This is a genomic window from Streptomyces sp. NPDC051286 (assembly GCF_044455345.1).
Taxonomy (GTDB): domain Bacteria; phylum Actinomycetota; class Actinomycetes; order Streptomycetales; family Streptomycetaceae; genus Streptomyces.
On the sequence record NZ_JBITER010000053.1, the window covers coordinates 1 to 23,101 of the forward strand.

Genomic DNA, 23,101 nt, shown 5'->3' on the forward strand with positions numbered 1-23,101 from the left:
ACCACCCGCACCGCCGCCCGCATCCAGGCCGAACGCGCAATCAAAATCACCGCTGCACTCAAGGCCGCCGCCTGATCAGCCCGCTGAACGCAAGCCTGTCGGAGCCGCTCCGGTGGCCCTGACAGGCTGCATCAGCACCGCTGTCTGCCGGACGGCGAACGCTCTCCTGCTGGCGGCACCGGACCCGCGACTCCCCCTTCACAGGAGGCCCTTACGCGGTCGGCCGCAGGGTGGGTGCCGATGATGACAGAAGGCGCCACTTTGCCGTGCGTACCGCTGAAGCGGCCTGCACCGGCCAGTACTGGTCTCTGCGCCCCCGCCATCGGCGGCGCCGACCGCCACACGGGCCCCGGGCCCTCGCGCTCACCGCGACGATCGGGCCTCCCGTCCGGTGGTGACCCTGCCCTTGCCGAATACCTCATCCGCCCTGGTGGGAGGTGGTGCGTGGGGGTGTGCGGGGTCTCGGGCGTGGGCGCTTGGGGGGGTGCTCTCGCGTGGCTGGTGATTGTCCCGACATGGTGGTCGGTCGTGTTGCTGCGACTGGCTTATCTGACCGTGACCCAAGTGTTCGCCGTGGTCTGCTTGTTACCGGTGAGCGGCCAGGACAAGGACGCGGGGATCCTCGCCCCGTGCCATCGGATTACGGTGCTTCGGCGTCAACTCGGTAAAGACAGGGTGCGGTTCATCCCGGGTGATCGAGTGTTCTTGGCGGCGTTGCTGCACCGGCTGCCGTCCCAGGTGCTGCGCGGGGTGAGGTTGCTGGTGCGTCCGGATACGGTGCTGCGCCCGCACCGTGATCCGGTCGCACGCCGACACGCTGCCGCTTTTCGGCCGAAGCGGTCGGGAAGACCGCGGACCGTGCGCTGCATCCGGTTCTTGGTGGTGCGGCTTGTGCGGGAGTCCCGGTTGGGGGTATTGCCGCATCCATGGCGAACTCCTCGTTCTCGGGATCAAGGGTGGCCGCCTCCACCGTTGGGGAGATCCTCCAGGAGGCTGCGATCGCCCCGGCACCGGAACGCGCTTCCAGCACGTGGGCGGACTTCCTGCGCTCCCGGGCCGACGCCCTGCCGGTGTGCGGCTTCCTGGAGACGGTCACGCTGTCCGGGGCGCGCCTGTATGCGTTCGCGGTGATCGGGCATGCCGGCCGGCGGATCCGGGTCCTCGGCGCCACCGTGCACCCGAGCGCCTCCGGGGTGACGCGGGCAGCGAAGAATCTCGTCATGGGCCTCGAAGACGCCGACTGCCGTGCACGGTTCCTGGTCCGGGGCCGCGACGGGAAGTTCCCCTCGCTGTTCGACGCGGTCCTTGCCGAGGTGGGGATCGAGGTGGTGCCCGGCGGGGTGCGGATGCCGTGCATGAACTCGGTCATGGAAGGTGGGTGCAGATCTGTCGGTTTGAGTTGCTGGACCGTGCCTTGATCTGGAATCAGCGGCACCTGCTGTATGCCCTAAGCGAGTTCGAGGACTTCTGCAACTCCCATCGGCCCCGTCAGGGCATCGACAACGCCCGCCCTCTGCACGCGTTGCCGGTCCCGATCAGTGATCCGGAGCAGATCGCTCGCCTCGACATACGGAAACGTGAACGGCTCGGCGGCATCCTCCACGAGTACCAACATGGGCACTGTCACGTTGGCTGACCGGGTGGGATGATCTTCGGGTTGATCACGGTGGAGGGGGTTGTCCGTGGGCAGTACGCCACCGTCGTACAAGGGGCACCGGTACCCGGTCCCTCTACTTCCTGCAGACCGTGCTGAAGATGGACTTCCTGACCTCCAACCTGTGCATCGCGGCTGCCCTGGTCCTGGGCACCCCCTTCTATGTGCTGTTCGGACGCCTGTCCGACAAGTACGGCAGGCAGGGCATCATCACCCTGGGTCTGATCCTGTCGGCCGTGACGTACCTGCCGCTGTACGCCTGGATCCGCTCCGCCGCGGCCGATCACTCGAACGGGCAGGTCGTGGTGGCCGTGCTGCTGCAGATCGTGTTCAGCGCCATGGTGTACGGGCCCATGGCCGCCTACATGACGGAGCTGTTCCCGCCCCGGATCCGCTTCACCGGGCTGTCTGTCTCGTACCACCTGGGCACGGGCGTCTTCGGCGGCTTCACCCCGCTGCTCGCGCTGTCGCTCACCGACTCGACCGGCAGCCAACTGGGCGGCGTCATCTACCCGATCGCCATGTCGGCCCTGTCCGCCGTGGTCTGCCTGGCTCTGCTGCGCAAAGGCACCGAGACCAAGCTCGTGCGCAGCGTCTGGGCCCAGTTCGCGACGCCTGAGCGCACGGATCCGCGGGAGCCTGCTGGCGCCCAATGACCGGGGCGAGCACCCCATTCTCCGCATACCCACCACCACAGAGTTCCGCCTTTCGCACGCTCGGCGGTGGCCGGGCAGGAGCCCGCCTGGCGTCCGCGGTCGGCATCTCCGTGGGCCGGGATACGCTGCTGCGGCTGGTCAGGGCCTTGCCCGATGTCGGCCACGTGGAAGTGCTGGGCGTGGACGACTTCGCCTTCCGTAAAGGCCGCCATTACGGCACGGTCCTGATCGACATGGCCACCCACCGTCCACTGCATCTCTTCGGCGGCCGCGAGGGCGAGGACCTGGCCGTTTGGCTCCGGGACCCCCGAGGTGAAGGTCATCTGCCGGGATCGCTCTAGGTGTATTGCCCCGGGAGGTTGTGGACGGGTGATGCAGGTCTCGGCTGAGGGATCTTGAACGGGTGAGGGCCTTCCGGGTTCGGTGTGGATTGGGTCGTGATCAACTGGTTGTTCTGGTGAGGTCTTTGATCCAGATCATCGAGGCCCGCAAGTGGAGGCCGGCGAGGTAGCTCTCCGGGGTCTTGTCGTACCGGCTGGCGATGCCCCGCCATGCCTTCAACTTGTTGATCAGCCTCTCGACGGTGTTGCGCTCCTTGTACAGGTCCGCGTCGTGGCTGACGGGCCGACCGCCGCCAGAGCCCTTCTTCTTCCGGTTCGCGGCCTGGTCCCGCTTCTCCGGGATGACGGCCTTGATGCCGCGTCTGCGCAGGTGAGCGCGGTTCCCGCGAGACGAATAGGCCTTGTCTCCGGCAACGGCGTCGGGCCGGGTGCGGGGGCGGCCGACCGGGCCGCGGACCCGGACCTTCCCCAGCACGGGGATGAACTGCGGGCTGTCGGCTGCCTGTCCCGCGGTCAGCACGAACGCCAGCGGACGGCACTTGCGGTCGGCGGCGAGATGGACCTTGCTGGTCTGCCCGCCCCGCGACCGTCCCAGGAGAGCTGCCTTCAGCCGGAGCCTGCGGCGGCGCCGGACGCGTCGACACTCCTCCCGTTCGGGATCCGCTTCGGCGTCTCGTCCGTTTTGTTCTTCGAGGTCGCCCCCTTTGACCTGGCCTTCTCCTCCTCGGCGGCAGCCTTCTCCAGGGCAGTGAGGACATCTGGGTCCAGGTGCATCCCGGCTGCGTCGTGGTGGGCGCGCGCGGTGGTGGAGTCGATGCTGACCAGCGACAGGTCGACCTCGCCCCGCTTCGCGGCTTCCGCGATCACGCCCTCCAGCAGGGCCTCGAACACGCCTGCGTCACGCCACTGCCGAAAGCGGTTGGAGACGGTCGACCAGGCGCCGAACTCCTGCGGCATCTCCCGCCACTGGCCGCCGGTCCTGAACCGCCAGATCACGCCCTCGAACTGCTGCCGCAGGCGTTCGGGGTACGGGCCGTACTCGCCGATCGGCAGGTACGGCTCGATGAACTCCCACTCTTCGTCTGTCAGTTGCACGCGCGTCACACAAAACGATCTACCGGATCAGGCCTCGGCATGAGGGGCAAACCCAAAGATTGATCACGACTCGATACGCGCCCTAGCGGTTACGGGGAAGGCGCGCAGCTCGGGGCGCCGCAGGCCGAGCAGGTCGCCGACCGCTATCGCCTGTGGGCCAACCTCGGCCAGGCGGTCGAGAAGACGGTCAACGCCCATCGCTCCCGTCTGGCCGAGCCGCCTCCCGGCGACGCCGGCACCCCTCGCAGGGCCGAAGGCGGAGCCGCAGGTGGTCCAGCCGCCGCGGGAGCTGAAGATCGTGACCCGGCTGCATGAGCAGCATGTCGCCACCCACGAACTGTGGGCCCAGGGGATACCGAAGGCGGCGATCGGCCGGAAACTCGGGCTGCACCACACCGCCGTCCGCAAGTTGGTGGGCGCCCGCACCGCCGACGATGTAGTCGCCAAGAGCCTACAGCGGGCGCGCATCATCGACCCGCGCGTTCCACCGTCGGCCGTGAGGCCGTCGCCGCAGACCCGGCCCCTGAAAGCGACGACTTCACGCCGCCGGTCGATCCGCCCAGGCCTGCTCCAGAGCCTGGGTGAACATCTCGGTCGACTGGACGCCGTTCACCCCGTACCGTCGGTTCAGAACGAAGAAGGGTACGCCGCTGACGCCCATGTCGGACGCGAGTCGCTCGTCGGCCCGCACCTCTGCGGCGAACGCCTCCGGATTCTCAAGCACCTCTCGGGCCTCCGCCACGTCCAGCCCCGCTTCGACGGCCAGACTCACTTGAGTCTTCCTGTCGTAGATCGAGCGCTCTTCCGCGAAGTTCGCCCGGAAGGCGAGATCCATCAACTCGGTCTGCCTCCCATGCTTCTTGGCGAAGTGAATGAGACGGTGCACGTCGAAGGTGTTGCCGAAGACCCGTCCGCCGATGCGGTAGCCCAGCCCCACGGCTCGCGCCATGGTCGCAGCCTGCTCTTCCCGGGCGACCTGCTGCTCACGGGGGCGCCCGTACTGTGCCGCGACCGCGTCGATGATCGACATGGTGCCGTTCTCGGCCTGGGGATTGAGCTCGAACGACCGGTGGACCACCTCCACCTCGTCCCGGTGGGCGAAGGCTGCGAGCCCCTGATCGAAGCGGGCCTTGCCCACGTAGCACCAGGGGCAGGCGATATCGGTCCAAATCTCGACACGCATGTCAACATCTCCTGTCGTCTCTTCGGTAACGCTCTGCAACCTTCCCTTGGTCCGAGGGAACGGTCGGGCGACCCGCCCTCAAGCATAGGCGACCGGACGTCTATTTCATTTCGTGATCCCGCTCAAGCCCGCCTCAGGGCCGCCACGAAGACCGTGACTTCGCGCGTCGGGAAGGGGAACGTGGGTTGCAGCCCCTGATCACGGGGCGTGCAGCGGGTAGTCATCGGCGAGTGCATCGATCAACGCTTGCAGAGGCAGGCCGGCGTGGACGGTGGCCAGCCCGGCCAGGCGCAGGGCCGGAGCGGGAGCGGCACCGGGCGGCGGCGGGAAGGTAATAGCGCACGGGGCGGGGTGGCTCAGCGGCGGCGCGGTTTCGGGGGGCATCCGCTCCAGGGGACGCGCGCGAGGACGAGTCCGCGGACGTCGGCGGCGCCGGACGCCCGGAGCCGGAGCGCGACGTGCTGGACATGCTCGTCCCCCTCGCCGAACATCACACCGCGAACGGCACGCACGGCTGCTACGTCGTGTTCGACCGCACCGCCACCTGGGGACACCCCGGTGTCCCCCAACTGGTCGCCGTACACCTTCAACGGGACTGGGAGAAGCGGACGTTCGACTTCGAGCACGCCCCGATGCCGCTGTCCGCAATGGCACAGTCCTGACTCATCCACCGTGGCTACCCGCCCGACGCTATCGGCCTCAACCCCCGAGCTGGGCCCATCGCCGGCGGACGAGGCCACGCGAGCGCTGGAGCAACGCCTAGCAGGCGACGGTGACCACTACGCCAGGGGCTACTCCTGCACCTGCGACGACCCGGACGGACATGGCCGCCGTCGTGGCACTGCGCGCCCTGGACGAGCGAGCCCTTCTTCGTTCCGCGTCGTGGTCGAGGAGGTCGACACCGACGCGTGGACCCACACCCTGCGCGAGGGCGGCTTCGACACGGTGGGCGACCCGAAGCCCGCACCGTCGGCCTACACCAGCCGCCCCTCATGCTTCATTGACATCTGTGCAGGACTCCTGACCACCCGGACCATCAAGATCCAAGTGCCTCCGGAGTCCAAAATCCGGGGTCAAGGCCTGCGGCGAGACCATGATGTGTTTTCCTCTTGTGAGGTGGTGACGCTCGCCCTGTCAGGTCTCCCGGCAACCCCGACTCTCCTTGGCTCGACGGCTGCAGATCGAGATCTGCAGCCGTCATGTCAGGCGTGGGACGGCACCTGTGGCGCGCGAGCGCCCAGCAGTGCAAGGCAGTTCGTCCACAGCGCGCTGAGCTGGGTCGTGTTGTTGTAGAGCTTGGCGAACAAGACCTGGCCCTCCAGCTGCGCGACCACGGATCGGGCGGCGACGCGGGTGTCGGTGACGGTGACCTGGCCGCGCTCGAGGGCCTCGGTGATGACCGAGTCGACCATCTCGACCTGGGCTTCGAAGATCTCCTGCAGGCGCGTGCGGACAGCTTCGGTCTGGTTGCTCATCTCCAGGGTGAGATTTCCGAACATGCAGCCTGAAACGGTCCCGCAGCTCTCCTGTCCGGCCAGCTGGTCGGCTTCCGTCGCCTCGAACAGCTGCCGCAGCCGCTGCAGCGGCTCCGCATCGCTCTTCAGGCTGCGGATCCAGTCACGCCGCTGGGTCGCCCACTGCTCGTCGATCACAGCCAGCGCGAGAGCCTCCTTGGAATCGAAGAAGTAGTAGAAACTGCCCTTGGGTACCTCGGCTGTCTTGCAGATCTCGGCCACGCCCAGAGCCGAGTAGCCGCGCACCTCCATGAGCGAGTGCGCAGCGTCGAGGATTTTCTCTCTGGCATTACTTGTCCGTCCCATGTCGCGAGTATATGACCGCTCGACTAAATTTTAGTCGAGCGGTCGACTAGTGGCGTGCTCCCCGACCTTCGGCAAGTGCGCGCCGACCGTGGTCGACGTTGCGGTCGTGTGTGGTTGTGTGGCCTCTGCACACCTGTCGCTGGTCCTGCGGCGCAAGGGTGACAGGTGGCGGATCCGCCAGTACCACGGCTCCCGGATCGTCACCGACTGCTGAGGTTGGTGCGGCTCCACGTCCGCCGGACGCCGGGCAGGCTCGCCGAGAGCCTGCCGTGTCGTTGGCCCTGGCCATGGGTGCACTGTGCAGCTGGGAAATCGGCAGTACGTGACCGCGCGGCTCCGCTTCCGCATGCTTCCTGCGTAGCCAAAGGCCGCAAGCAGGAATGAGAGAGAGGAAAGGTTGTAAAGGAGTTCCTGGTCGAACTGACCACCGTCGCCCCCGAGGGGGTCGAGTCCGTCGAGGTCGACAAGCGCCGCGCGGGCGAGGCCGCCCAGGCCGAGGAGCTGGCCGCCGCCGGCCATCTGGCCAGGCTGTGGCGCCGGTGGGTGAACTGCGCAGCATCGGTCCGTGGTGCGCCGCCGGCGAGGCCGATCTCTACGAGAAGGTGCTCGGTGCGCTGCCTCTGTGGCCGTGGATGACCGAGGCGGTCACCCCCGTCCAGCCCCACCCCAACGACCCGGGCAGGGCCGGCGACGCCGCCCAGCGCGCCGCGGTTCTGGTAGCGACCTCCGCAGCCTTCGCCCGCATTGCCCTCTTTGACATTTCCCGACCGGTCGTCTAGTTTATAGGTGACCGGTCGGCTAATTCTGGTCCTGGTCTATGACACCCCCCTTAAGAAGGTCATCTCATGAGCAACCCGGGTCAGAAGGTCGCGGTCATCACTGGCGCCTCGCAGGGCATCGGCGCCAGCCTGGTCGCCGCGTACCGCAAGCTGGGCTACGCCGTCGTCGCCACCTCTCGCAGCATCGCCGAGTCGGAGGATGTAGACATCCTCACCGTCCAGGGCGACATCGCCGACCGCGCCACCGCCGAGCGCGTCATCGCTGCGGCCGTCGAGCGGTTCGGCCGCGTCGACACGCTGGTCAACAACGCCGGGATCTTCGTCGCCAAGCCCTTCACCGACTACACCGAGGACGACTACGACGCGGTACTCGGCGTCAACCTGAACGGCTTCTTCCGGATCACCCAGCTCGCGGTCGAGCGCATGCTCGAACAGGGCGGCGGTCACATCGTGCAGATCACGAGCAGCCTGGGCGACCAGCCCGATTCCAACGTGACCTCCGTGCTCGCCTCGCTGACCAAGGGCGGCCTGCAGTCGGCGACCAAGGCCCTGGCCATCGAGTACGCCACCCACGGCATCCGCAGCAACGCCGTCGCCCTGGGCACCATCAAGACCCCCATGCACCCCGAGGAGCACCACGAGTTCCTCGCCGCCCTGCACCCGGTCGGCCGGATGGGCGAGGTGAGCGACATCGTCGACGCGGTGGTCTACCTCGAGAACGCCCCGTTCGTCACCGGCGTCGTCCTCCCCGTAGACGGCGGCCAGACCGCCGGCCGCTGAGCGGGTGAGGATCGCACGGTCCACGGCCGGATCGGGGGCGCCACTCCCGATCCGGCCGTGGACCGGCGGCCGGATCGGGTTCATCGCACACGGAACCGGCAGAGGCCGCCGCCGGGCACCGGATGGAGCCCATCGCGCAGGCCACTGGCCTGCTCGATGCCAGGACCAGATGGCGTCCACCGACTTTCCCACCCGACCGCCGACCCATCCCCGGCCCGTCCTGCGGGCTCGCGACCGAGTTTGGATCCCTTTGTGAGTGACTCCCGCATCCGCACCTCCGTCGACTTCTGGTTCGACCCCGTATGCCCGTGGACCTGGCTGACCTCCCGCTGGATGCTGGAGGTCCGAGAAACCCGTCCGGTTGACATAACCTGGCATGTGATGAGTCTGGCCGTCCTCAACGAGGGCCGCCTTGACGCATTGCCCGAGCGCATCCGTGTCCTGATGGGGCAGGCGTGGGCACCGGTCCGCGTTCTGACCGCGGCGTCGCAGGAGCACGGCCCCGACGTGCTGGAGCCCCTCTATACCGTGCTGGGCACTCGGTTCCACCTGCAGGAGCAGCCCAGGACCCGTACGACCATCGAGGCCGCTCTGCGGGACGTAGGACTGCCTGCAGACCTTGCCGACGCTGGCGACACAGACGACTACGACGAACTGCTGCGAGCCTCGCACCACGAGGGTGTCGCCCTGGTCGGCGAGGATGTCGGGAGCCCCATCATTGCTGTACCGGGTCCCGACACCGGAAAGGTTGCCTTCTTCGGTCCTGTCGTCACACCAGCCCCCAAGGGCGACCAGGCAGCCCGGCTGTGGGATGGTGCCCTCGCCGTCGCTTCCACACCGGGCTTCTACGAGATCAAGCGCAGCCGCACCGTTGGTCCCGTCTTCGACTGACAGTGTCTCACCGGTGCGCCGACGCGTCCGGAGCGGGGAGTCCGGAGTCTCCCGGACCGGACGCGCTGTCCTGTCGGGGGACTACCTCCGGCGTTGAAGTTTCCCCATGATCTCGGACACTCGATTCTTTATGCGGGCCAGGGCCTCGTCGGCCGCCTGGCACAGGGCACGGTTCTTCCCCGCGGCAAGCCAGGCGTAAAAGGAGGAGCGGGCCACTTTCAGCCGCCGCTGGCGATGACCGGCGAGGTGACGGCGTCACGCACTTGGCCTACCAGTTCGGGCAGCGGCACGGGCGTGAGCGGTCGCTCGGGGGTGAGCGTGGCCGAGTGCCCGTCGGCCGTGGACGCCTGCACTACCAGTGCGTCGACTCCGGTCTCCGCCGCCCGGTGTGCCTCGTCGGTCGAGGTGACGTTCTGCAGGACGGTGGTGTCGGCCCGGCGCAGGGCACCGACGACCGCGCGGTCTCGGATACCGAAGGTGAAGGACGCCCAGGGGACGGGACTCGCGGTCAGCCGGTCGACCTTGTCCGTCCACTGGTCGTCGTCCTCCACCGGGCCCCCGTCGGTGAGCTTCAGCCCATACAGCTCGGCCTCGGGCTGCACCACCCGGGCGTAACCCCGGTACGCCTCGGCGGAGACGGGGACTGGGTTGGGAACGAACAGGTTGACGCCGAACGGCACTCCGTCCGCCCGTACGGTGTGGATCTGCCCGGCCAACGCCTGCGCGGTCTTGTAACCGCCGACGAGAAAGCCCAGGCCGCCGACGCGCGGCCGCCATGACGAGTGCGGTGTGCTCGGTCCGCCAGCCATCGGCGTGGTGAGGACCGGGAGGTCGATTCCGAGATCGGACAGCAGTCGCTCATGACAACTACTCCTGGGGTACGGGTGTCAGGCCGTCGAGGCGACGGGAGCGAGGTGGTGCGGAAAGCGGATGCAGACGGCGGCGGCCGCGACTCCGGCGATTGCGACCATGGTGCTGCCCAGCAGGAGGGCCTGGTGGTAGCCGTGACGCAGCAGGGGTGCGGCCAGCAGCGGGCCGAGGATCTGGCCAGCGCTGTATCCGGCGGTCAGCAGGGCCACGGCGCGAGGCACTTGCAGATGAGTGCCGATCGACAGGGCGATCGTGCTGACGCCCATGAATGTGGCGCCGAACAGCACGGCGGAGACCAGCGCCGGGGCAGCGCCGCCGAGCAAAGCCGGCAGCGCGATGCCGACAGCCTGGATGCTCAGCGAGATGAGCAGTAGCGCCGGTCGCGACCAGCGGCGTGCCAGGCGGGTCCACAGGGCGCAGGAGGGCAGGGCGGCGAGTCCGACCACGATCCAGGCGCCGCTGCCGAGCCAGCCCTGGACGTCTTGCTGGATCGCCGCGACCAGGAAGGTGCCAGCGATGATGTAGCCGATGCCCTCGAAGGTGTAGCTGGCGAACAGGGCAATGAACCAGCGGTGGGTGCGGGGTCGTTCCGACGGACTGGCGGCTTCAGCGGCCTCTGTTTCCGGTTCGGGCGTGAGGGGCCAGGCGACGGCCGCGAGCAGGGCCGCGAGCGCGGCGCAGGCCCACCAGGCAGCCTGCCAGGTGGACGCCGTCTGCACGACCACCACCAGCAGGCCGGACAGAGCGATTCCGGCGCCGACACCGCCGAAGGCCCATCCGACCATGTGGTGTGCGTGCGCCTGCAGGCGGGAGAGCATGGCGCTGACGGCGATCACGAACACCAGCGCGCTGGCGGCGCCGGCCACCAGCCGCAGCGCGAACCAGGCGGTGCCGTCGTGCGTGGCCGACATGAGCGCCAGTGTCGCGACCATGACGGCCAGCGAGCCGCGCAAGGTATCGGCCGAGTGTACGACGGCCGGGACGGCGATGCCGACGAGGGCGCCCGCGAGGTAGCCGATGAAGTTCGCGGTGGCCAGGCTCGCCCCGAGCACTGAGGACAGACCTGCCTGGGCGTGCATGAGCGGCAGGATGGGGGTGTACACGAACCGGCCGATCCCCATACCCGCGGCGAGCGCTGCCGCTGCCTGGGCCACGATCGTCCAGGGGTGCTCACTGCGCGGGCGGGTGGGGGCTGTTGGTCGTGCTACTTCTGGCGTCATGATCACTTTCCCTCGGCGTTCAGCGGCCACCACCCACGCTAGACAGCCCGCGAACCCTTGTGAAATGACGGTTAAGCTGCTGCTATGCCCGACAGGCATGGATCCGAGAAGAAGGCACGATGAGCATGGACGTCGAACTCCGTCACCTGCGGGCCTTCACATCTGTGGCACGACACCGGTCCTTCTCCCGGGCAGCCGAGGAACTGGTGATCACGCAGCCGGCTCTGAGCCGTACGATCGCGCAGTTGGAGGGCAATCTGAACGTCCGCCTCCTCGACCGCTCCTCCCGGCACGTCGAGCTGACGGCCACCGGCGCCGAGTTCCTCCTCCACGCCGAGCGTGTCCTTGCCACCCTCGACCAGGCCCTGGCCGTTGTGCGCCACAAAGTCACCCTCCGGCTCGGCTTCAGCTGGCTGCTGCCCGACCCCTGGGCCCAGCAGGCGGTGAGCCACTTCGAGCAGGACACCGGAGCCTCGGTCACCCTGACCCGCACCGACGATCCCCTTCAGGCTCTGCGGCAGCGCGCCGTCGACATCGCCCTAGTCCGCGGCGACTTCGACCCGCCGAGGGCGGCGCGCACCGTGCACCTGTACGACGAACCGCGCATCGCCGTCTGCTCCGAGCACTGCGATCTGGTCCGTCTCGGCCACCTGGGCTGGACGGACGTCCAGCACTGGCCCCTGGTCGTCAACACGGTCAGCGGCACCACCGGCCCCTGGTCCTGGTCCGTGGACCAGCGCCCGGAGCAGATCATCGAGACGGCCAACTACGACGAATGGCTCGAGACGGTGGCCGCCAACCGTGGCGTCGGCATCGTCCCCGAGATGGCACAGCGCCGCACCCAGCACCCCGCCCTCCGTTTCATTCCGCTCACCGAGGCGCCGCCCAGCCCGGTCAGCCTTGTCTATCTGCCCGACGCGCAACGGGCCCTGGTCCGCCGGTTCCTGGACGCCGCCGTACGGGCAGAGCACGAGTGAGCCGATGTCGCGTGTGGGATGATCAGCATCTATGCCTGCCGGACATGAATGCATCAGGACAGGCATTTCACACGCGTGCGTGAGGTTCTTATCCTCGGCAGCGTGAACGAAGCGTCGAGACGACTCGTCGAGGACGGCGATCACGACGGCAGGGCTGCTGCCGTCTACGTGAGTGGCGACAACGCCTCGATCCGTACAGTCGCGGAAATCTCCCACCGCGTACCGGACATCGGCGCAGCCGTACTGAACGCCGGGGCGGCTCGTGTGCCTGCGAAATTCGAGGGTCGGCCCCTTTCCCTGGACAGCTGCCGGGCCGCGGCAGCCGTCCTGGACGCAGGCATCGTGATTCCGGCCCACTACGACGGCTGGACCCACTTCGCCGAAGGGCTGACGGACATCGAACTGGCGTTCAGGGAAGCGGGCCTGTCTTCCCTCCTGCGGATCTCGCCGCACGGAGACTGGGCGGCCCTGGGCCACTGAGTGGTTACTCAACTCGGTCGCGTGAACTTGCCGTTCGCACAGCCGAGTTGTCGGATCCTCTTGGTCAATACCCGTATTGCCATGCGGGAGTGCGGTCCTTGTCGACCAAGGCCGAAGTCGGGGTACGAATGGTCGACCGTGTGAGCCGTAGATCGGCATCGAGGCGCTCACGCAATGTGCGCTGGCTGCCGGCCATCAGCAGGGCGTGGGTGATGCGCAGGCGCTGCGGCGAGACGGCGTCGAGAGTGTCCCGCGTGGCCGCTGCCCACGGGCTGTCGAGGCAGTGCAGCCGGCGCCGCCGGTCCACTCTGATCAGCCGTCAGTCGACGTCGGCGCCGAGAACCGCCGTCGATCCCACAGCGAAGAACAGCGCGATGATGACGGTGGTGTCCCTCACATCGGCCGCCATCGGCCGCAGCACGATCGCCGCCCACAGAACCGGAAGGCGCACGACACCCACCACCACCGTCCGCGCAGAGGCACGAACAACAGCAGCCACAACAGCGCCGCCGGTTCGGCGAGGCCGTACGCCGCATGCGACCCGTCGGAGCCGCCGGCTCCGGCGCGCAGCGCGGCCGAGACGGCCAGTGACGCCACCCTCGCCAGACCGGCGACCACCGGCAGCACACGGGTACCGAGCCAGGGGGAAACGGAGACGGCAGCCACCGCAAGCAGGGCGCAGAGCAGCTTGGCGAAGCCGACCCCGTACGAGTCGATCAGCCCAACCTCGTAGTCGAACAGCAGGGCCGCGCCGAGAGCCGCCACCCAGGGCAGCAGGGGCCGCGTTCGTGCCCATGTGGAACCGAGGGCGGCGGACGCCGTCTGCCGTATCAGACCATCACGGGATGGGTTCCAACTCGTCGCCACCGAGCGGGCGTCAGAGGTGTTGAACAGAGGCTTCACCGGCGGCAGAGACGTCATCGTGTGGTCGGCAGCCAGCCGACCTGACCGGCGCACACATCGGTCCGCCGCATCGGTGCTCCCGTGCGGGTGGGCCGGCCGAGACGCCGCCGGATCAGGAACGGCTCAGAGCCTGTCGGGTGACCTCTGATCGGGCGGCCACGCCCTGGCGCGCACGCTTCCGGCGTTGCCGAAATGCCCTGGTAGCTCCTTCCCCAAGCTCTCAACTTCGTTCGAGCAGGGGAGACCCCACCCAAGGCCATCCCGGCGCCTTGGAATCGCACGCACCATGCCGCGTCCGCTCTCCGATCGAAGGTCACCCGACAGGCTCTCAGCGGCGCTCGCAGCGGCAAGGAGGTCGGCCGCGAGCGCCCGCTCAAACGGGCTTGCAGGACTGCAATGTTGTGACAGATCGGTGCACGGTCTCGGTATGTCCGAACAGACCCGGAAGCCCACCGGTATGGAGGAACACGGTGCGCCGGCCCCTGCGGATGCCGCCGTCCCGGATGACGGCGATCAATCCGGCCATGGCGCGCCCGCTGTAGATGGGGTCCAAGACGATGCCCTCAGTGGCTGCGGCGGTCTTCATCGCTTCCAGGACGGGTTCGTTGAGTGCCCCGTAACCCCCGCCGACCTGGTCGGTGCGGATGCGCAGGGAGTCGGGATTGATGCTGCGGCGGGTGAGTGCGTTTGCGAGATCGGCTACGGTGACGGCCGGATCTGCCACCGCCCCGCAGTGGATGCCGAGGATACGCTCCTCCCCGAGTGCACCGATCAGACCGGCCATGGTGCCCCCGGATCCGACTGCCACGACAACGTGTTCCACATCGGGCAGTTGGGCGCGAAGTTCCTCGCCGCCTTCTACGTATCCCTGTGCTCCGAGGGGACTTGAGCCTCCGAAGGGAATCAGATAGGGCCGTGCTCCGTCGCGGCTCAACTGCCGGCAAACATCTGCGGCGACGTCGGCCATGCTGCCGGGATCTCTGTCTCCCGCCCAGAAGACTCTCGCTCCGAGGAGACTGTCGAGAACAAGGTTGCCAGAGCCGTTCGCCGCGCTATCAGGTGTTCCCGGAAAGACGAGCACGACGTCAAGTCCCAGGCGGGCACCCGCGGCTGCGGTGAGACGGGCGTGGTTGCTTTGTGTGGCACCGGTGGTGACCAGGGTGTCTGCGCCTGTTGCCAGTGCGGCACCGACGGTCCATTCCAGTTTGCGGGCCTTGTTGCCGCCTCCTCCAAGGCCTATCAGGTCGTCCCGCTTGATCCAAAGGTCGTCCTCGCGCAGGCCCAGGGCCGCTGCGAGGCGAGGCATCGGCTCCATCGGTGTGGGCCACGTCGCCAGGGCGATCTTGTCACTCATGAAATCTCCATCCGCAGTGGCGAGGGCGCCCGACGGCACGCGCGCCTTTTGGAATATTTCGACCGGTCGTCTACCTTACATAGGCGACCGGTCGACTGGCATCGGGCTTCGTGTAAACGATTCCATCGACTCACGTAACGGACTCACAAGGAGGTGATCCCGGCGATGGCGAGCATCAAGGACGTTGCCACCGAGGCAGGCGTGTCCGTGGCCACGGTGTCGCGCGTCCTGAACGACTACCCATCGGTCAGCGCCGACGCGCGCACCCGCGTGCTAGCAGCCGTCAAGGCGCTGGGCTACCGTCCGAACGTCGTCGCCCGGTCGCTGCGCACCAACCAGACCCGCGCCCTCGGCCTGGTCATCAGCGACGTACTGAACCCGTACTTCACGCACTTGGCCCGCTCCGTCGAGGAGGAGGCCCGTGCCCTCGGCTACAGCGTGATCATCGGCAACGCCGACGAGCGGCCCGACCTCCAGGACCACCATGTGCGGACCCTGCTGGACCGGCGGATCGACGGCCTGCTCGTCTCGCCGACCGACGGCGGGTCGCCGCTCATGCTGGACGCCGCGAAGGCCGGCACGCCCATGGTCTTCGTGGACCGGTGGATCGCGGGCGTCGACGTACCCGTCGTACGGTCCGACGGTCGCGCCGCCGTCCGCGATCTCGTCGCGCATCTGTGCGGGCTCGGGCACCGGCGGCTCGCGATCATCGCGGGACCGGCGGCGACCACGACCGGCCGTGAGCGCGTCGAGGCCTTCCGTCAGGCCCTGGCTGAGTACGGGCTTCCCCTCCCGGACGCGTACGTAGGCCAGGGCGACTTCCAGGTCGAGAGCGGGCGCCGAGCCACCGAGCGGTTCCTGGACCTCGCCGAGCCGCCCGAGGTCGTGTTCGCCGCCGACAACCTGATGGCGCTCGGCGCACTGGACGCCATCCGGGCGCGTGGGCTGCGGATCCCGGACGACATCGCGCTTGCCGCGTTCGACGACATCCCATGGTTCGTGCACACCAATCCGCCGATCACCGCGATCGCCCAGCCCACGGGCGAGCTGGGGCGCGCCGCCGTGCGGGCGCTGGTCGACCGTATCGAGGGGCGGCCCCCCGAGTCCGTCACCCTCCCCGCTCGTCTCGTCGCACGCCGCTCGTGCGGCGAGCCCGCTCCCCAAGAGCCCCCCGCTCCCACGGAGCCGTCCCCCGCAACGAACAGGAGCCAGTTGTGAGTAACCCGGACGAGTTGCTGCGCATCGAAGGCATACGCAAGACTTTCCCCGGCGTGGTCGCGCTCGACGGCGTCGACTTCGATCTGCGCCGGGGCGAGGTGCACGTGCTGCTCGGTGAGAACGGCGCGGGCAAGAGCACCCTGATCAAGATGCTCTCCGGCGCCTACCGCCCCGATGCCGGGCGGATCCTGGTCGGCGGCGAGGAGGTGCGCATCCACGGTGCGCAGGACTCCGAGCGCCTCGGGATCGCCACCATCTACCAGGAGTTCAACCTTGTTCCCGACCTGACCGTGGCCGAGAACATCTTCCTGGGCCGTCAGCCACGCCGCTTCGGCGTGATCGACCGCAAGACGATGGAGGAAAACGCTGCCGAACTCCTCAAGCGTGTCGGCGTGCAGGTCTCCCCCCGGGCTCGGGTGCGTGAACTCGGCATCGCCCGACTTCAGATGGTCGAGATCGCCAAGGCCCTCAGTCTCGACGCGCGCGTGCTCATCATGGACGAGCCGACCGCCGTGCTCACCTCCGAAGAGATCGAAAGGCTGTTCGCCATCGTGCGCGCGCTGCGCGAGGACGGCGTTGGGATCGTCTTCATCACCCACCACCTGGAGGAGATCTCCGCCCTCGGGGACCGGGTCACGGTGATCCGTGACGGCAAGAGCGTCGGGCAGGTGCCTGCCTTCACCCCCGAGGACGAGCTCGTACGCCTCATGGTGGGGCGGTCGATCGATCAGCAGTACCCGCGCGAACGGCCCGACACAGGCGCCGCGTTGCTCACGGTCGAGGGGCTCACCAGGGGTGGGGTCTTCCACGACGTGTCCTTCGAGGTGCGGGCCGGTGAGGTCGTCGGCCTCGCGGGGCTCGTAGGGGCCGGTCGTACGGAGCTCGCCCGGGCCGTGTTCGGCGCCGACCCCTACGACGGGGGGGCCGTGCGCGTCGCGGGCGCGGAGGTGCGCCGGTCCGACGTGAACGCCGCGATGGCGGCCGGGATTGGGCTCGTTCCCGAGGACCGCAAGGGGCAGGGGCTCGTCCTCGACGCGACCGTCGAGGAGAACCTGGGCCTCGTGACCATGCGGGCCGCGACCCACGGCGGGGTCGTCAACCGCAAGGGGCAGCGGGCCGCCGCGGCGAAGGTCGCCGAGCAGCTCGGCGTGCGGATGGCCGGACTCGGCCAGCACGTGCGCACGCTCTCCGGCGGCAACCAGCAGAAGGTCGTCATCGGCAAGTGGCTGCTCTCCGACACCAAGGTGCTCATCCTCGACGAGCCGACGCGCGGCATCGACGTCGGCGCCAAGGTCGAGATCTACCAGCTGATCAACGAACTCACGGCCGCGAGTGCCGCCGTCCTGATGATCTCCAGCGATCTGCCCGAGGTGCTCGGCATGAGCGACCGGGTGCTGGTGATGGCCCAGGGCCGGATCGCGGGCGAACTCTCCGCCGCCGAGGCGACCCAGGACTCCGTCATGGCACTTGCCGTCTCCACACCCACCACGCTTGTCAACGAAACGGAGGCCACCCGTGGCCACTGACACGCTCAAGAGCGCAACGGGCGCCGGTGGCGCCGCGGGGGTCCGCCGCCTCCTGCTCGACAACGGCGCGCTCACCGCGCTTATCGTCCTCGTCGTCGCGATGTCGGCGCTGTCCGGCGACTTCCTGACGACCGACAACCTGCTCAACATCGGCGTACAGGCGGCCGTGACCGCCATCCTCGCCTTCGGCGTCACCTTCGTGATCGTCTCGGCGGGCATCGACCTGTCGGTGGGTTCGGTCGCCGCGCTGTCTGCCACCGTGCTCGCCTGGAGCGCCACGTCGGCCGGGGTCCCGGTCGCGATAGCGGTGCTCCTCGCGATCGCGACCGGCCTCGCCGCCGGACTCGTCAACGGCATCCTGATCTCGTACGGGAAGCTGCCCCCGTTCATCGCGACGCTCGCCATGCTGTCGGTGGGCCGTGGTCTGTCGCTGGTCATCTCGCAGGGCTCCCCGATCGCGTTCCCGAACTCGGTCTCGCACCTCGGTGACACGCTCGGCGGCTGGCTGCCCGTACCGGTGCTGGTCATGGTCGTCATGGGCCTGATCACCGCGTTCGTGCTGGGCCGTACGTACATCGGCCGCTCCATGTACGCCATCGGCGGCAACGAGGAGGCGGCCCGGCTCTCCGGTCTGCGCGTGAAGAAGCAGAAGCTCGCCATCTACGCGCTCTCCGGGCTGTTCGCCGCCGCCGCGGGCATCGTGCTCGCCGCGCGCCTGTCGTCGGCACAGCCGCAGGCCGCCAATGGCTACGAGCTGGACGCGATCGCCGCGGTCGTCATCGGCGGCGCCTCCCTCGCGGGCGGTACCGGCAAGGCGTCGGGCACGCTGATCGGCGCGCTCATTCTGGCGGTGCTGCGCAACGGTCTCAACCTGCTTTCGGTGTCGGCGTTCTGGCAGCAGGTCGTCATCGGTGGCGTGATCGCCCTGGCGGTCCTGCTGGACACCGTGCGCCGCAAGGCGGGGGCCACGCCCGTGGCGGCGACGTCTCCGGGCGGCAAGGGCAAGCAGGCGATGACATACGTGCTGGCCGCCGTGGTCGCGGCGGCCGTAGTCGGCGCGATGTCCTTCCTGCACAGCGGCTCGTCCTCCACGGCGCCGAAGGTCGGCCTGTCCCTCTCGACGCTCAACAACCCGTTCTTCGTGCAGATCAAGACGGGTGCCCTGGCCGAGGCGAAGAAGTTCGGCGTCGACCTGACCGTCACCGACGCGCAGAACGACGCATCGCAGCAGGCCAACCAGCTGCAGAACTTCACCAGCTCAGACCTCGGTTCGATCATCGTCAACCCGGTGGACTCAGACGCCGCGGGCCCCGCGGTGCGGGGAGCGAACAAGGCCGGCATCCCCGTCGTGGGCGTCGACCGCGCCGTCAACAAGGCGAAGACGGCCGCGCTGGTCGCCTCCGACAACGCCGAGGGCGGCAAGCTGGGCGCCAAGGCGCTGGCCGAGAAGCTCGGCGGCAAGGGCAAGATCGTGATCCTGCAGGGCCTGGCCGGCACGTCCGCGAGCCGTGAGCGCGGCGCGGGCTTCGAGGAAGGCCTGAAGGCCTACCCCGGCATCCAGGCCGTCGCCAAGCAGCCCGCCGACTTCGACCGCGCCAAGGGGCTCGACGTGATGACGAACCTGTTCCAGGCTCACCCGGACATTCAGGGCGTCTTCGCCGAGAACGACGAGATGGCGCTCGGCGCGATCAAGGCGCTCGGCTCCAAGGCCGGCAGGTCCGTCCAGGTCGTCGGCTTCGACGGCGAGCCCGACGGCCTGGCCGCGGTCAAGGCGGGAACGCTGTACGCGTCGGTGGCGCAGCAGCCGAGCCAACTGGGCCGGATCGCGGTCGACAACGCACTGCGGGCCGCCCAGGGCAAGAAGGTTGAGGAGACCGTGATGGTTCCGGTGAAGGTGGTCACGCAGGAGAACGTGGCGGGGTTCACCGGCTGACCACCGCGCCCCTCCGGTCGCCTCGACCGCGGACCGCGCGCGGTGCGACTCGTTCACCGCGTCGCGGTCCGCGGTCGTTGCACCGGCTTTCACCACTATAGGGATCTGTGGGGATCCGTTGGGAGACAGTTCATGTACGACTACGACCTCCTGGTTGTGGGATCGGCCAACGCCGACCTGGTGATCGGCGTCGAGCGACGGCCTGCGGCCGGGGAGACCGTGCTCGGCTCCGAGCTCGTCGTCCATCCGGGCGGCAAGGGCGCGAACCAGGCGCTGGCCGCCGCACGGCTCGGCGCCCGTACGGCGCTGCTGGCCCGGGTCGGCGACGACGCGCACGGCCGGCTGCTGCTCCAGTCACAGCGCGAGGCCGGCGTGTACACCGTGGGCGTGCTGGTCGGTGAGGCGCCCACGGGGGTCGCACTGATCACGGTGGACCGGTCGGGAGACAACAGCATCGTGGTCTCGCCGGGTGCGAACGCCCGCCTCATACCGAAGGACGTACGCGCCGCCGCCGACCTCCTGCACGCCTCCCGCGTCGTCTCGGCGCAGTTGGAGATCCCGCTGGAGACGGTCGTGGAGGTCGTACGGAACCTGCCGTCCGGCACCCGTTTCGTACTGAACCCGTCGCCGCCCCGGCCGCTGCCCGCCGAGGTGCTGGCGGCGTGCAACCCGCTGATCGTGAACGAGCACGAGGCACGGGTCATCACGGGCGCCGCCCTGGACGGCTCGCCCGAGGACTGGGCTGCCGCGCTGCTGGCGCTCGGCCCGCGGTCGGTCGTGGTGACGCTCGGCTCGGAGGGCGCGCTGGTGGCAACCGCCGAGTCCATGACCCGTGTCCCGTCCGTGAAGGTGGACGCGGTGGACACCACTGGCGCGGGCGACGCGTTCACGGCGGCGCTGGCATGGCGGCTCGGCACGGGCTCGTCGCTGCCAGACGCAGCGGCGTACGCGGCGCGGGTGGGCGCTGCGGCGGTCACGCGCCCCGGCGCGCAGGAGTCGTACCCCACCGCCGAGGAGGTCGAGGCGCTGTGAAGAAGGCCGGAATTCTGAACCGACATCTCGCGGGCGCGCTCGCCGGGTTGGGGCACGGGGACCGGGTCATGGTGTGCGACGTGGGCATGCCGATACCGAGGGGCCCCCGGGTGGTGGACCTGGCTTTCCGCGCCGGGGTGCCGTCCTTCGCCGAGGTCCTGGACGGTCTGCTGGACGAACTGGTGGTGGAGGGCGCCACGGCGGCGAACGAGGTCCGGGACGCGAACCCGGAGGTGTCCGCGCTGCTGGGCACCCGCTTCCCGGACCTGGAACTGGTCTCGCACGAGAAGCTGAAGGAACTGACGGCGGACGCCCGCCTGGTCGTCCGCACGGGTGAGGCCCGCCCGTACGCGAACGTACTGCTGGCCTGCGGGGTCTTCTTCTGACCCGTCCGCGTACTACTTCGAGGGGCCCGGTTCTTCGACCGGTCCCCTCGGCTTTCCCCTCCGTATCATAGGGCGGTTCATGGGCCTTTGAGTGGTTACATCGCTATGGGTGCGGGCGGAATCTGGTGCTCCGCAGCCGGTGATCTGTTGGCGTGGCGGGGTGAGTGAACGCAAGCCGTACCCGTGCGATTTATCGGACGGGCATTGGTCGTTGATCGGGCCTGTGATCACGGCGTGGAAGGGCCGGCATCGTTCGGTGAGCGGCCATCAGGGCGCCTACGCTGGTCGCTGAGCACGGCACCCGCCTCCGCGCGCGGAGCTGTCGCCCGACCCGGGCCGGGCGTGGCCGCTGATGCCGAGGAGAGACCGGGCCATCCGGACGCGGCCGCGGCGCCCGCACCGACAGCCTTGCCGAAGGTCCGCCTGTTGATCATCTTGAGCCGTCCTTGCAGCTGTGATCAGGGGTTGCACGACGAAGGAAGGGCCCGCCCGGGACACGACGAAGACATGGCCGGTTGCCTGACGGGGTCGGGGGTGCCTCGCCCGCAAGGCGATGAGGACGGCGGTCGGCAGGGGGCTGGTGAGTGTGGTTCAGTGCTCGGTGCTGACCCGGGAGACGTGGTACTGGCGGATGCGCCAGGCGTCGCCGTCCCGCTGGAGGACCAGCGACATGTGCACCGCGGTCTCCCCGCCGACCGGGCCGCTGAAAGTAACGTCCGCGAAGCCTCCGGCCATGTCCTCGCCCATCGCGTAGGTGTGGAGAATCGTCACGTCGGCGCTGCGACCGCCCGGGACGGCGGCGTAGTAGCCGCGTACGGCATCCCGGCCGGAGAGGACCTCGGGTCCGAATCCCTGGAACAGGGTGTTGGGAGTGAACAGGTCGGCCATGGCGTCGGGCTCGTGGCCGTCGAAGGCGGCCTTCCAGTGCTTCAGTACGTCGTGCATCGGATTGCTCATCGGGTTACCTCTTGTCTATGAGTAAGGGATAGCGAGGCGGCACCGGTCTCAAGGACCGCCGCCTCATGTCACCAGGTCGACTCGTCGAATAACTAGCTGACCAGTCTAGTATGAATTAGTCGAGCGGTCGTATACTTGGCAATATGGGACGGACGAGTGACGCCAGAGAGAAGATCATCACCGCCGCGCAGTCACTGATCGAACTGCGCGGGTACTCAGCGCTGGGTGTGGCCGAGATCTGCAAGTCGGCCGGTGTGCCCAAGGGCAGCTTCTACTACTTCTTCGAGTCCAAGGAGGCCCTGGCGCTCACGGTCCTCGACGAGCACTGGGCCGGCGAGCGGCGCGACTGGAGCCGCATCCTCGACAGCGATGCGGAACCCCTGCAGCGGCTGCGGCAACTATTCAAGGAGAACGAGGCCGCTCAGCGCGACGGCCAGAAGACCTGCGGCACCGTCTCGGGGTGCTTGTTCGGCAACCTCACCCTGGAGCTGAGCAATCAGACCGAATCGATCCGCCGCCGCCTGCAGGAGATCTTCGATGCCCAGGTAGGCATGGTCGAGGCGGTCGTCACCGAAGCCCTTCGGCGGGGAGAGGTCGACGTCGCCGACCCCCGGGAAGCGGCCCAGGGCATCGTGGCGCAGCTCGAGGGCCAGGTACTGTTCGCGAAGCTCTACAACAACCTGTCCCCGCTCGGCGCTCTCTGGGCGAACTGCCTCGCCCTGCTGCGTGTTCGCGCGCCACAGGAGGCGGCTGTCGGCGCGTGATGCCGGCCCGGCCGCGGGGTGTGGCAGGCGGCTCGGCCGGCTCTGCTGTGTGCCCAGCGGCAGCGGTCCCGCGGTGGAGCGACCGTTTCCCTGGGCTCCAGTCCCGGCCTGCTGTCATCGGCTCGACCGCCGGGTGTGGGAGGGGCTGGTGCTGAGAGGTCGTCATGTACGGTTCCTTCCGTCCGCGCTGGGGGTTTCCCAACACTCCGCGAAAGCGGTTCGGCCCATCTCGCCTGGCCGATTCTGTGGCCGGACTTCGCCCTGGCCAGCGGGTCGACCGCG

Annotated in this window: 25 protein-coding genes and 4 pseudogenes; 17 read left to right on the top strand and 12 right to left on the bottom strand. The window is 68.7% G+C overall.

The genetic code is table 11. The features are described 5' to 3' along the window. Positions 1 to 926 precede the first annotated feature (926 nt). Positions 927 to 1,418, top strand: coding sequence for a hypothetical protein (locus ACIBB8_RS32200; protein WP_398958174.1), 492 nt, complete (start codon positions 927 to 929; stop codon positions 1,416 to 1,418). Positions 1,419 to 1,447: 29 nt separating this feature from the next. On the opposite strand, the gene ACIBB8_RS32205 is transcribed toward ACIBB8_RS32200, so the two are convergent. Continuing rightward, entirely contained in the window at positions 1,448 to 1,615 is a 168-nt protein-coding gene (locus ACIBB8_RS32205) for a hypothetical protein (RefSeq protein ID WP_398958176.1), read from the bottom strand. Between the two features lie 17 nt (positions 1,616 to 1,632). On the opposite strand from ACIBB8_RS32205, the gene ACIBB8_RS32210 reads away from it, so the two are divergent. After that, complete coding sequence (locus ACIBB8_RS32210) at positions 1,633 to 2,310, top strand: MFS transporter (RefSeq protein WP_398958242.1); 678 nt, start codon at positions 1,633 to 1,635, stop codon at positions 2,308 to 2,310. A gap of 110 nt (positions 2,311 to 2,420) precedes the next feature. Beyond that, positions 2,421 to 2,651 (top strand): hypothetical protein, encoded by a 231-nt coding sequence (locus ACIBB8_RS32215; RefSeq protein ID WP_398958178.1) that lies wholly within the window; start codon positions 2,421 to 2,423, stop codon positions 2,649 to 2,651. A 100-nt stretch (positions 2,652 to 2,751) separates the two neighbouring features. Here ACIBB8_RS32215 and ACIBB8_RS32220 read toward each other — a convergent pair. The 4 genes and pseudogenes from ACIBB8_RS32220 to ACIBB8_RS32235 all read right to left on the bottom strand — a co-directional run bounded on the left by ACIBB8_RS32220 (position 2,752) and on the right by ACIBB8_RS32235 (position 5,313). Continuing rightward, a pseudogene (locus tag ACIBB8_RS32220) lies at positions 2,752 to 3,755 on the bottom strand (IS5 family transposase). 54 nt (positions 3,756 to 3,809) lie between these two features. Further along, complete coding sequence (locus ACIBB8_RS32225) at positions 3,810 to 3,944, bottom strand: hypothetical protein (protein WP_398958180.1); 135 nt, start codon at positions 3,942 to 3,944, stop codon at positions 3,810 to 3,812. Positions 3,945 to 4,284: 340 nt separating this feature from the next. Continuing rightward, a complete protein-coding gene (locus ACIBB8_RS32230) occupies positions 4,285 to 4,929 on the bottom strand; it encodes a DsbA family oxidoreductase (RefSeq protein ID WP_398958182.1) in 645 nt (214 codons plus the stop codon). Between the two features lie 198 nt (positions 4,930 to 5,127). Beyond that, the gene (locus ACIBB8_RS32235) at positions 5,128 to 5,313 is read right to left on the bottom strand and encodes a hypothetical protein (RefSeq protein WP_398958184.1); all 186 of its coding nucleotides are present in this window, start codon (positions 5,311 to 5,313) and stop codon (positions 5,128 to 5,130) included. 80 nt (positions 5,314 to 5,393) lie between these two features. Between ACIBB8_RS32235 and ACIBB8_RS32240 the strand changes: the two are divergent. Continuing rightward, positions 5,394 to 5,883: pseudogene (locus ACIBB8_RS32240) on the top strand (hypothetical protein); the annotation flags it as partial. 248 nt (positions 5,884 to 6,131) lie between these two features. Here the strand turns inward: ACIBB8_RS32240 and ACIBB8_RS32245 are convergent. After that, complete coding sequence (locus tag ACIBB8_RS32245; RefSeq protein ID WP_398958185.1) at positions 6,132 to 6,749, bottom strand: TetR/AcrR family transcriptional regulator; 618 nt, start codon at positions 6,747 to 6,749, stop codon at positions 6,132 to 6,134. 118 nt (positions 6,750 to 6,867) lie between these two features. On the opposite strand from ACIBB8_RS32245, the gene ACIBB8_RS32250 reads away from it, so the two are divergent. The 4 genes and pseudogenes from ACIBB8_RS32250 (at position 6,868) to ACIBB8_RS32265 (ending at position 9,199) form a co-directional block, all read left to right on the top strand. Further along, a complete protein-coding gene (locus tag ACIBB8_RS32250; RefSeq protein WP_398958187.1) occupies positions 6,868 to 6,963 on the top strand; it encodes a nuclear transport factor 2 family protein in 96 nt (31 codons plus the stop codon). 206 nt (positions 6,964 to 7,169) lie between these two features. Then, positions 7,170 to 7,528 (top strand): annotated as a pseudogene (locus tag ACIBB8_RS32255) (muconolactone Delta-isomerase family protein). A gap of 66 nt (positions 7,529 to 7,594) precedes the next feature. After that, positions 7,595 to 8,308 carry an SDR family NAD(P)-dependent oxidoreductase gene (locus ACIBB8_RS32260; RefSeq protein ID WP_398958189.1) on the top strand — a complete coding sequence of 238 codons (714 nt, stop codon included), beginning with the start codon at positions 7,595 to 7,597 and terminating at the stop codon, positions 8,306 to 8,308. Positions 8,309 to 8,560: 252 nt separating this feature from the next. Next, a complete protein-coding gene (locus ACIBB8_RS32265) occupies positions 8,561 to 9,199 on the top strand; it encodes a DsbA family protein (protein ID WP_398958191.1) in 639 nt (212 codons plus the stop codon). A gap of 218 nt (positions 9,200 to 9,417) precedes the next feature. On the opposite strand, the gene ACIBB8_RS32270 is transcribed toward ACIBB8_RS32265, so the two are convergent. Both ACIBB8_RS32270 and ACIBB8_RS32275 read right to left on the bottom strand, forming a co-directional pair. Then, positions 9,418 to 10,053 carry a nitronate monooxygenase gene (locus tag ACIBB8_RS32270; protein ID WP_398958244.1) on the bottom strand — a complete coding sequence of 212 codons (636 nt, stop codon included), beginning with the start codon at positions 10,051 to 10,053 and terminating at the stop codon, positions 9,418 to 9,420. Positions 10,054 to 10,086: 33 nt separating this feature from the next. Continuing rightward, positions 10,087 to 11,289, bottom strand: a complete 1,203-nt coding sequence (locus ACIBB8_RS32275) for a YbfB/YjiJ family MFS transporter (protein WP_398958194.1) — start codon at positions 11,287 to 11,289, stop codon at positions 10,087 to 10,089. Between the two features lie 119 nt (positions 11,290 to 11,408). Here ACIBB8_RS32275 and ACIBB8_RS32280 point away from each other — a divergent pair, with 119 nt between their 5' ends. Continuing rightward, positions 11,409 to 12,266, top strand: coding sequence for a LysR family transcriptional regulator (locus ACIBB8_RS32280; protein WP_398958196.1), 858 nt, complete (start codon positions 11,409 to 11,411; stop codon positions 12,264 to 12,266). Between the two features lie 102 nt (positions 12,267 to 12,368). Beyond that, a complete protein-coding gene (locus ACIBB8_RS32285; RefSeq protein WP_398958198.1) occupies positions 12,369 to 12,746 on the top strand; it encodes a hypothetical protein in 378 nt (125 codons plus the stop codon). 64 nt (positions 12,747 to 12,810) lie between these two features. Here the strand turns inward: ACIBB8_RS32285 and ACIBB8_RS32290 are convergent, their stop codons facing one another. The 3 genes from ACIBB8_RS32290 to ACIBB8_RS32300 form a co-directional block, all read right to left on the bottom strand. Beyond that, positions 12,811 to 13,053 (bottom strand): enoyl-CoA hydratase/isomerase family protein, encoded by a 243-nt coding sequence (locus ACIBB8_RS32290; protein ID WP_398958200.1) that lies wholly within the window; start codon positions 13,051 to 13,053, stop codon positions 12,811 to 12,813. Between the two features lie 86 nt (positions 13,054 to 13,139). Further along, positions 13,140 to 13,511: a hypothetical protein gene (locus ACIBB8_RS32295; RefSeq protein WP_398958202.1), complete on the bottom strand. Its 372-nt coding sequence runs from the start codon at positions 13,509 to 13,511 to the stop codon at positions 13,140 to 13,142. A 511-nt stretch (positions 13,512 to 14,022) separates the two neighbouring features. Beyond that, the gene (locus ACIBB8_RS32300) at positions 14,023 to 15,003 is read right to left on the bottom strand and encodes a D-cysteine desulfhydrase family protein (RefSeq protein WP_398958204.1); all 981 of its coding nucleotides are present in this window, start codon (positions 15,001 to 15,003) and stop codon (positions 14,023 to 14,025) included. Positions 15,004 to 15,168: 165 nt separating this feature from the next. Between ACIBB8_RS32300 and ACIBB8_RS32305 the strand changes: the two genes are divergently transcribed. The 6 genes and pseudogenes from ACIBB8_RS32305 to ACIBB8_RS32330 all read left to right on the top strand — a co-directional run. Beyond that, on the top strand, positions 15,169 to 16,221 hold the full coding sequence (locus tag ACIBB8_RS32305) for a LacI family DNA-binding transcriptional regulator (protein ID WP_398958206.1): 1,053 nt from the start codon (positions 15,169 to 15,171) through the stop codon (positions 16,219 to 16,221). Beyond that, positions 16,218 to 17,747 carry a sugar ABC transporter ATP-binding protein gene (locus ACIBB8_RS32310; protein WP_398958208.1) on the top strand — a complete coding sequence of 510 codons (1,530 nt, stop codon included), beginning with the start codon at positions 16,218 to 16,220 and terminating at the stop codon, positions 17,745 to 17,747. Before ACIBB8_RS32305 ends, ACIBB8_RS32310 begins: the two co-directional genes overlap by 4 nt. Further along, positions 17,737 to 19,680, top strand: a complete 1,944-nt coding sequence (locus ACIBB8_RS32315; RefSeq protein WP_398958210.1) for a substrate-binding domain-containing protein — start codon at positions 17,737 to 17,739, stop codon at positions 19,678 to 19,680. The genes ACIBB8_RS32310 and ACIBB8_RS32315 overlap by 11 nt, the downstream gene beginning before the upstream one ends. A gap of 132 nt (positions 19,681 to 19,812) precedes the next feature. Further along, the gene (locus tag ACIBB8_RS32320; RefSeq protein ID WP_398958213.1) at positions 19,813 to 20,712 is read left to right on the top strand and encodes a ribokinase; all 900 of its coding nucleotides are present in this window, start codon (positions 19,813 to 19,815) and stop codon (positions 20,710 to 20,712) included. Further along, positions 20,709 to 21,098, top strand: a complete 390-nt coding sequence (gene rbsD, locus ACIBB8_RS32325) for a D-ribose pyranase (RefSeq protein ID WP_398958216.1) — start codon at positions 20,709 to 20,711, stop codon at positions 21,096 to 21,098. Before ACIBB8_RS32320 ends, rbsD begins: the two co-directional genes overlap by 4 nt. 160 nt (positions 21,099 to 21,258) lie before the next feature. After that, a pseudogene (locus tag ACIBB8_RS32330) lies at positions 21,259 to 21,378 on the top strand (IS5/IS1182 family transposase); the annotation flags it as partial. Between the two features lie 311 nt (positions 21,379 to 21,689). Here ACIBB8_RS32330 and ACIBB8_RS32335 read toward each other — a convergent pair. Beyond that, the gene (locus tag ACIBB8_RS32335) at positions 21,690 to 22,055 is read right to left on the bottom strand and encodes an SgcJ/EcaC family oxidoreductase (RefSeq protein WP_398958218.1); all 366 of its coding nucleotides are present in this window, start codon (positions 22,053 to 22,055) and stop codon (positions 21,690 to 21,692) included. A gap of 143 nt (positions 22,056 to 22,198) precedes the next feature. Between ACIBB8_RS32335 and ACIBB8_RS32340 the strand changes: the two genes are divergently transcribed. After that, on the top strand, positions 22,199 to 22,819 hold the full coding sequence (locus ACIBB8_RS32340; protein ID WP_398958220.1) for a TetR/AcrR family transcriptional regulator: 621 nt from the start codon (positions 22,199 to 22,201) through the stop codon (positions 22,817 to 22,819). The last annotated feature ends 282 nt before the right edge of the window (positions 22,820 to 23,101 follow it).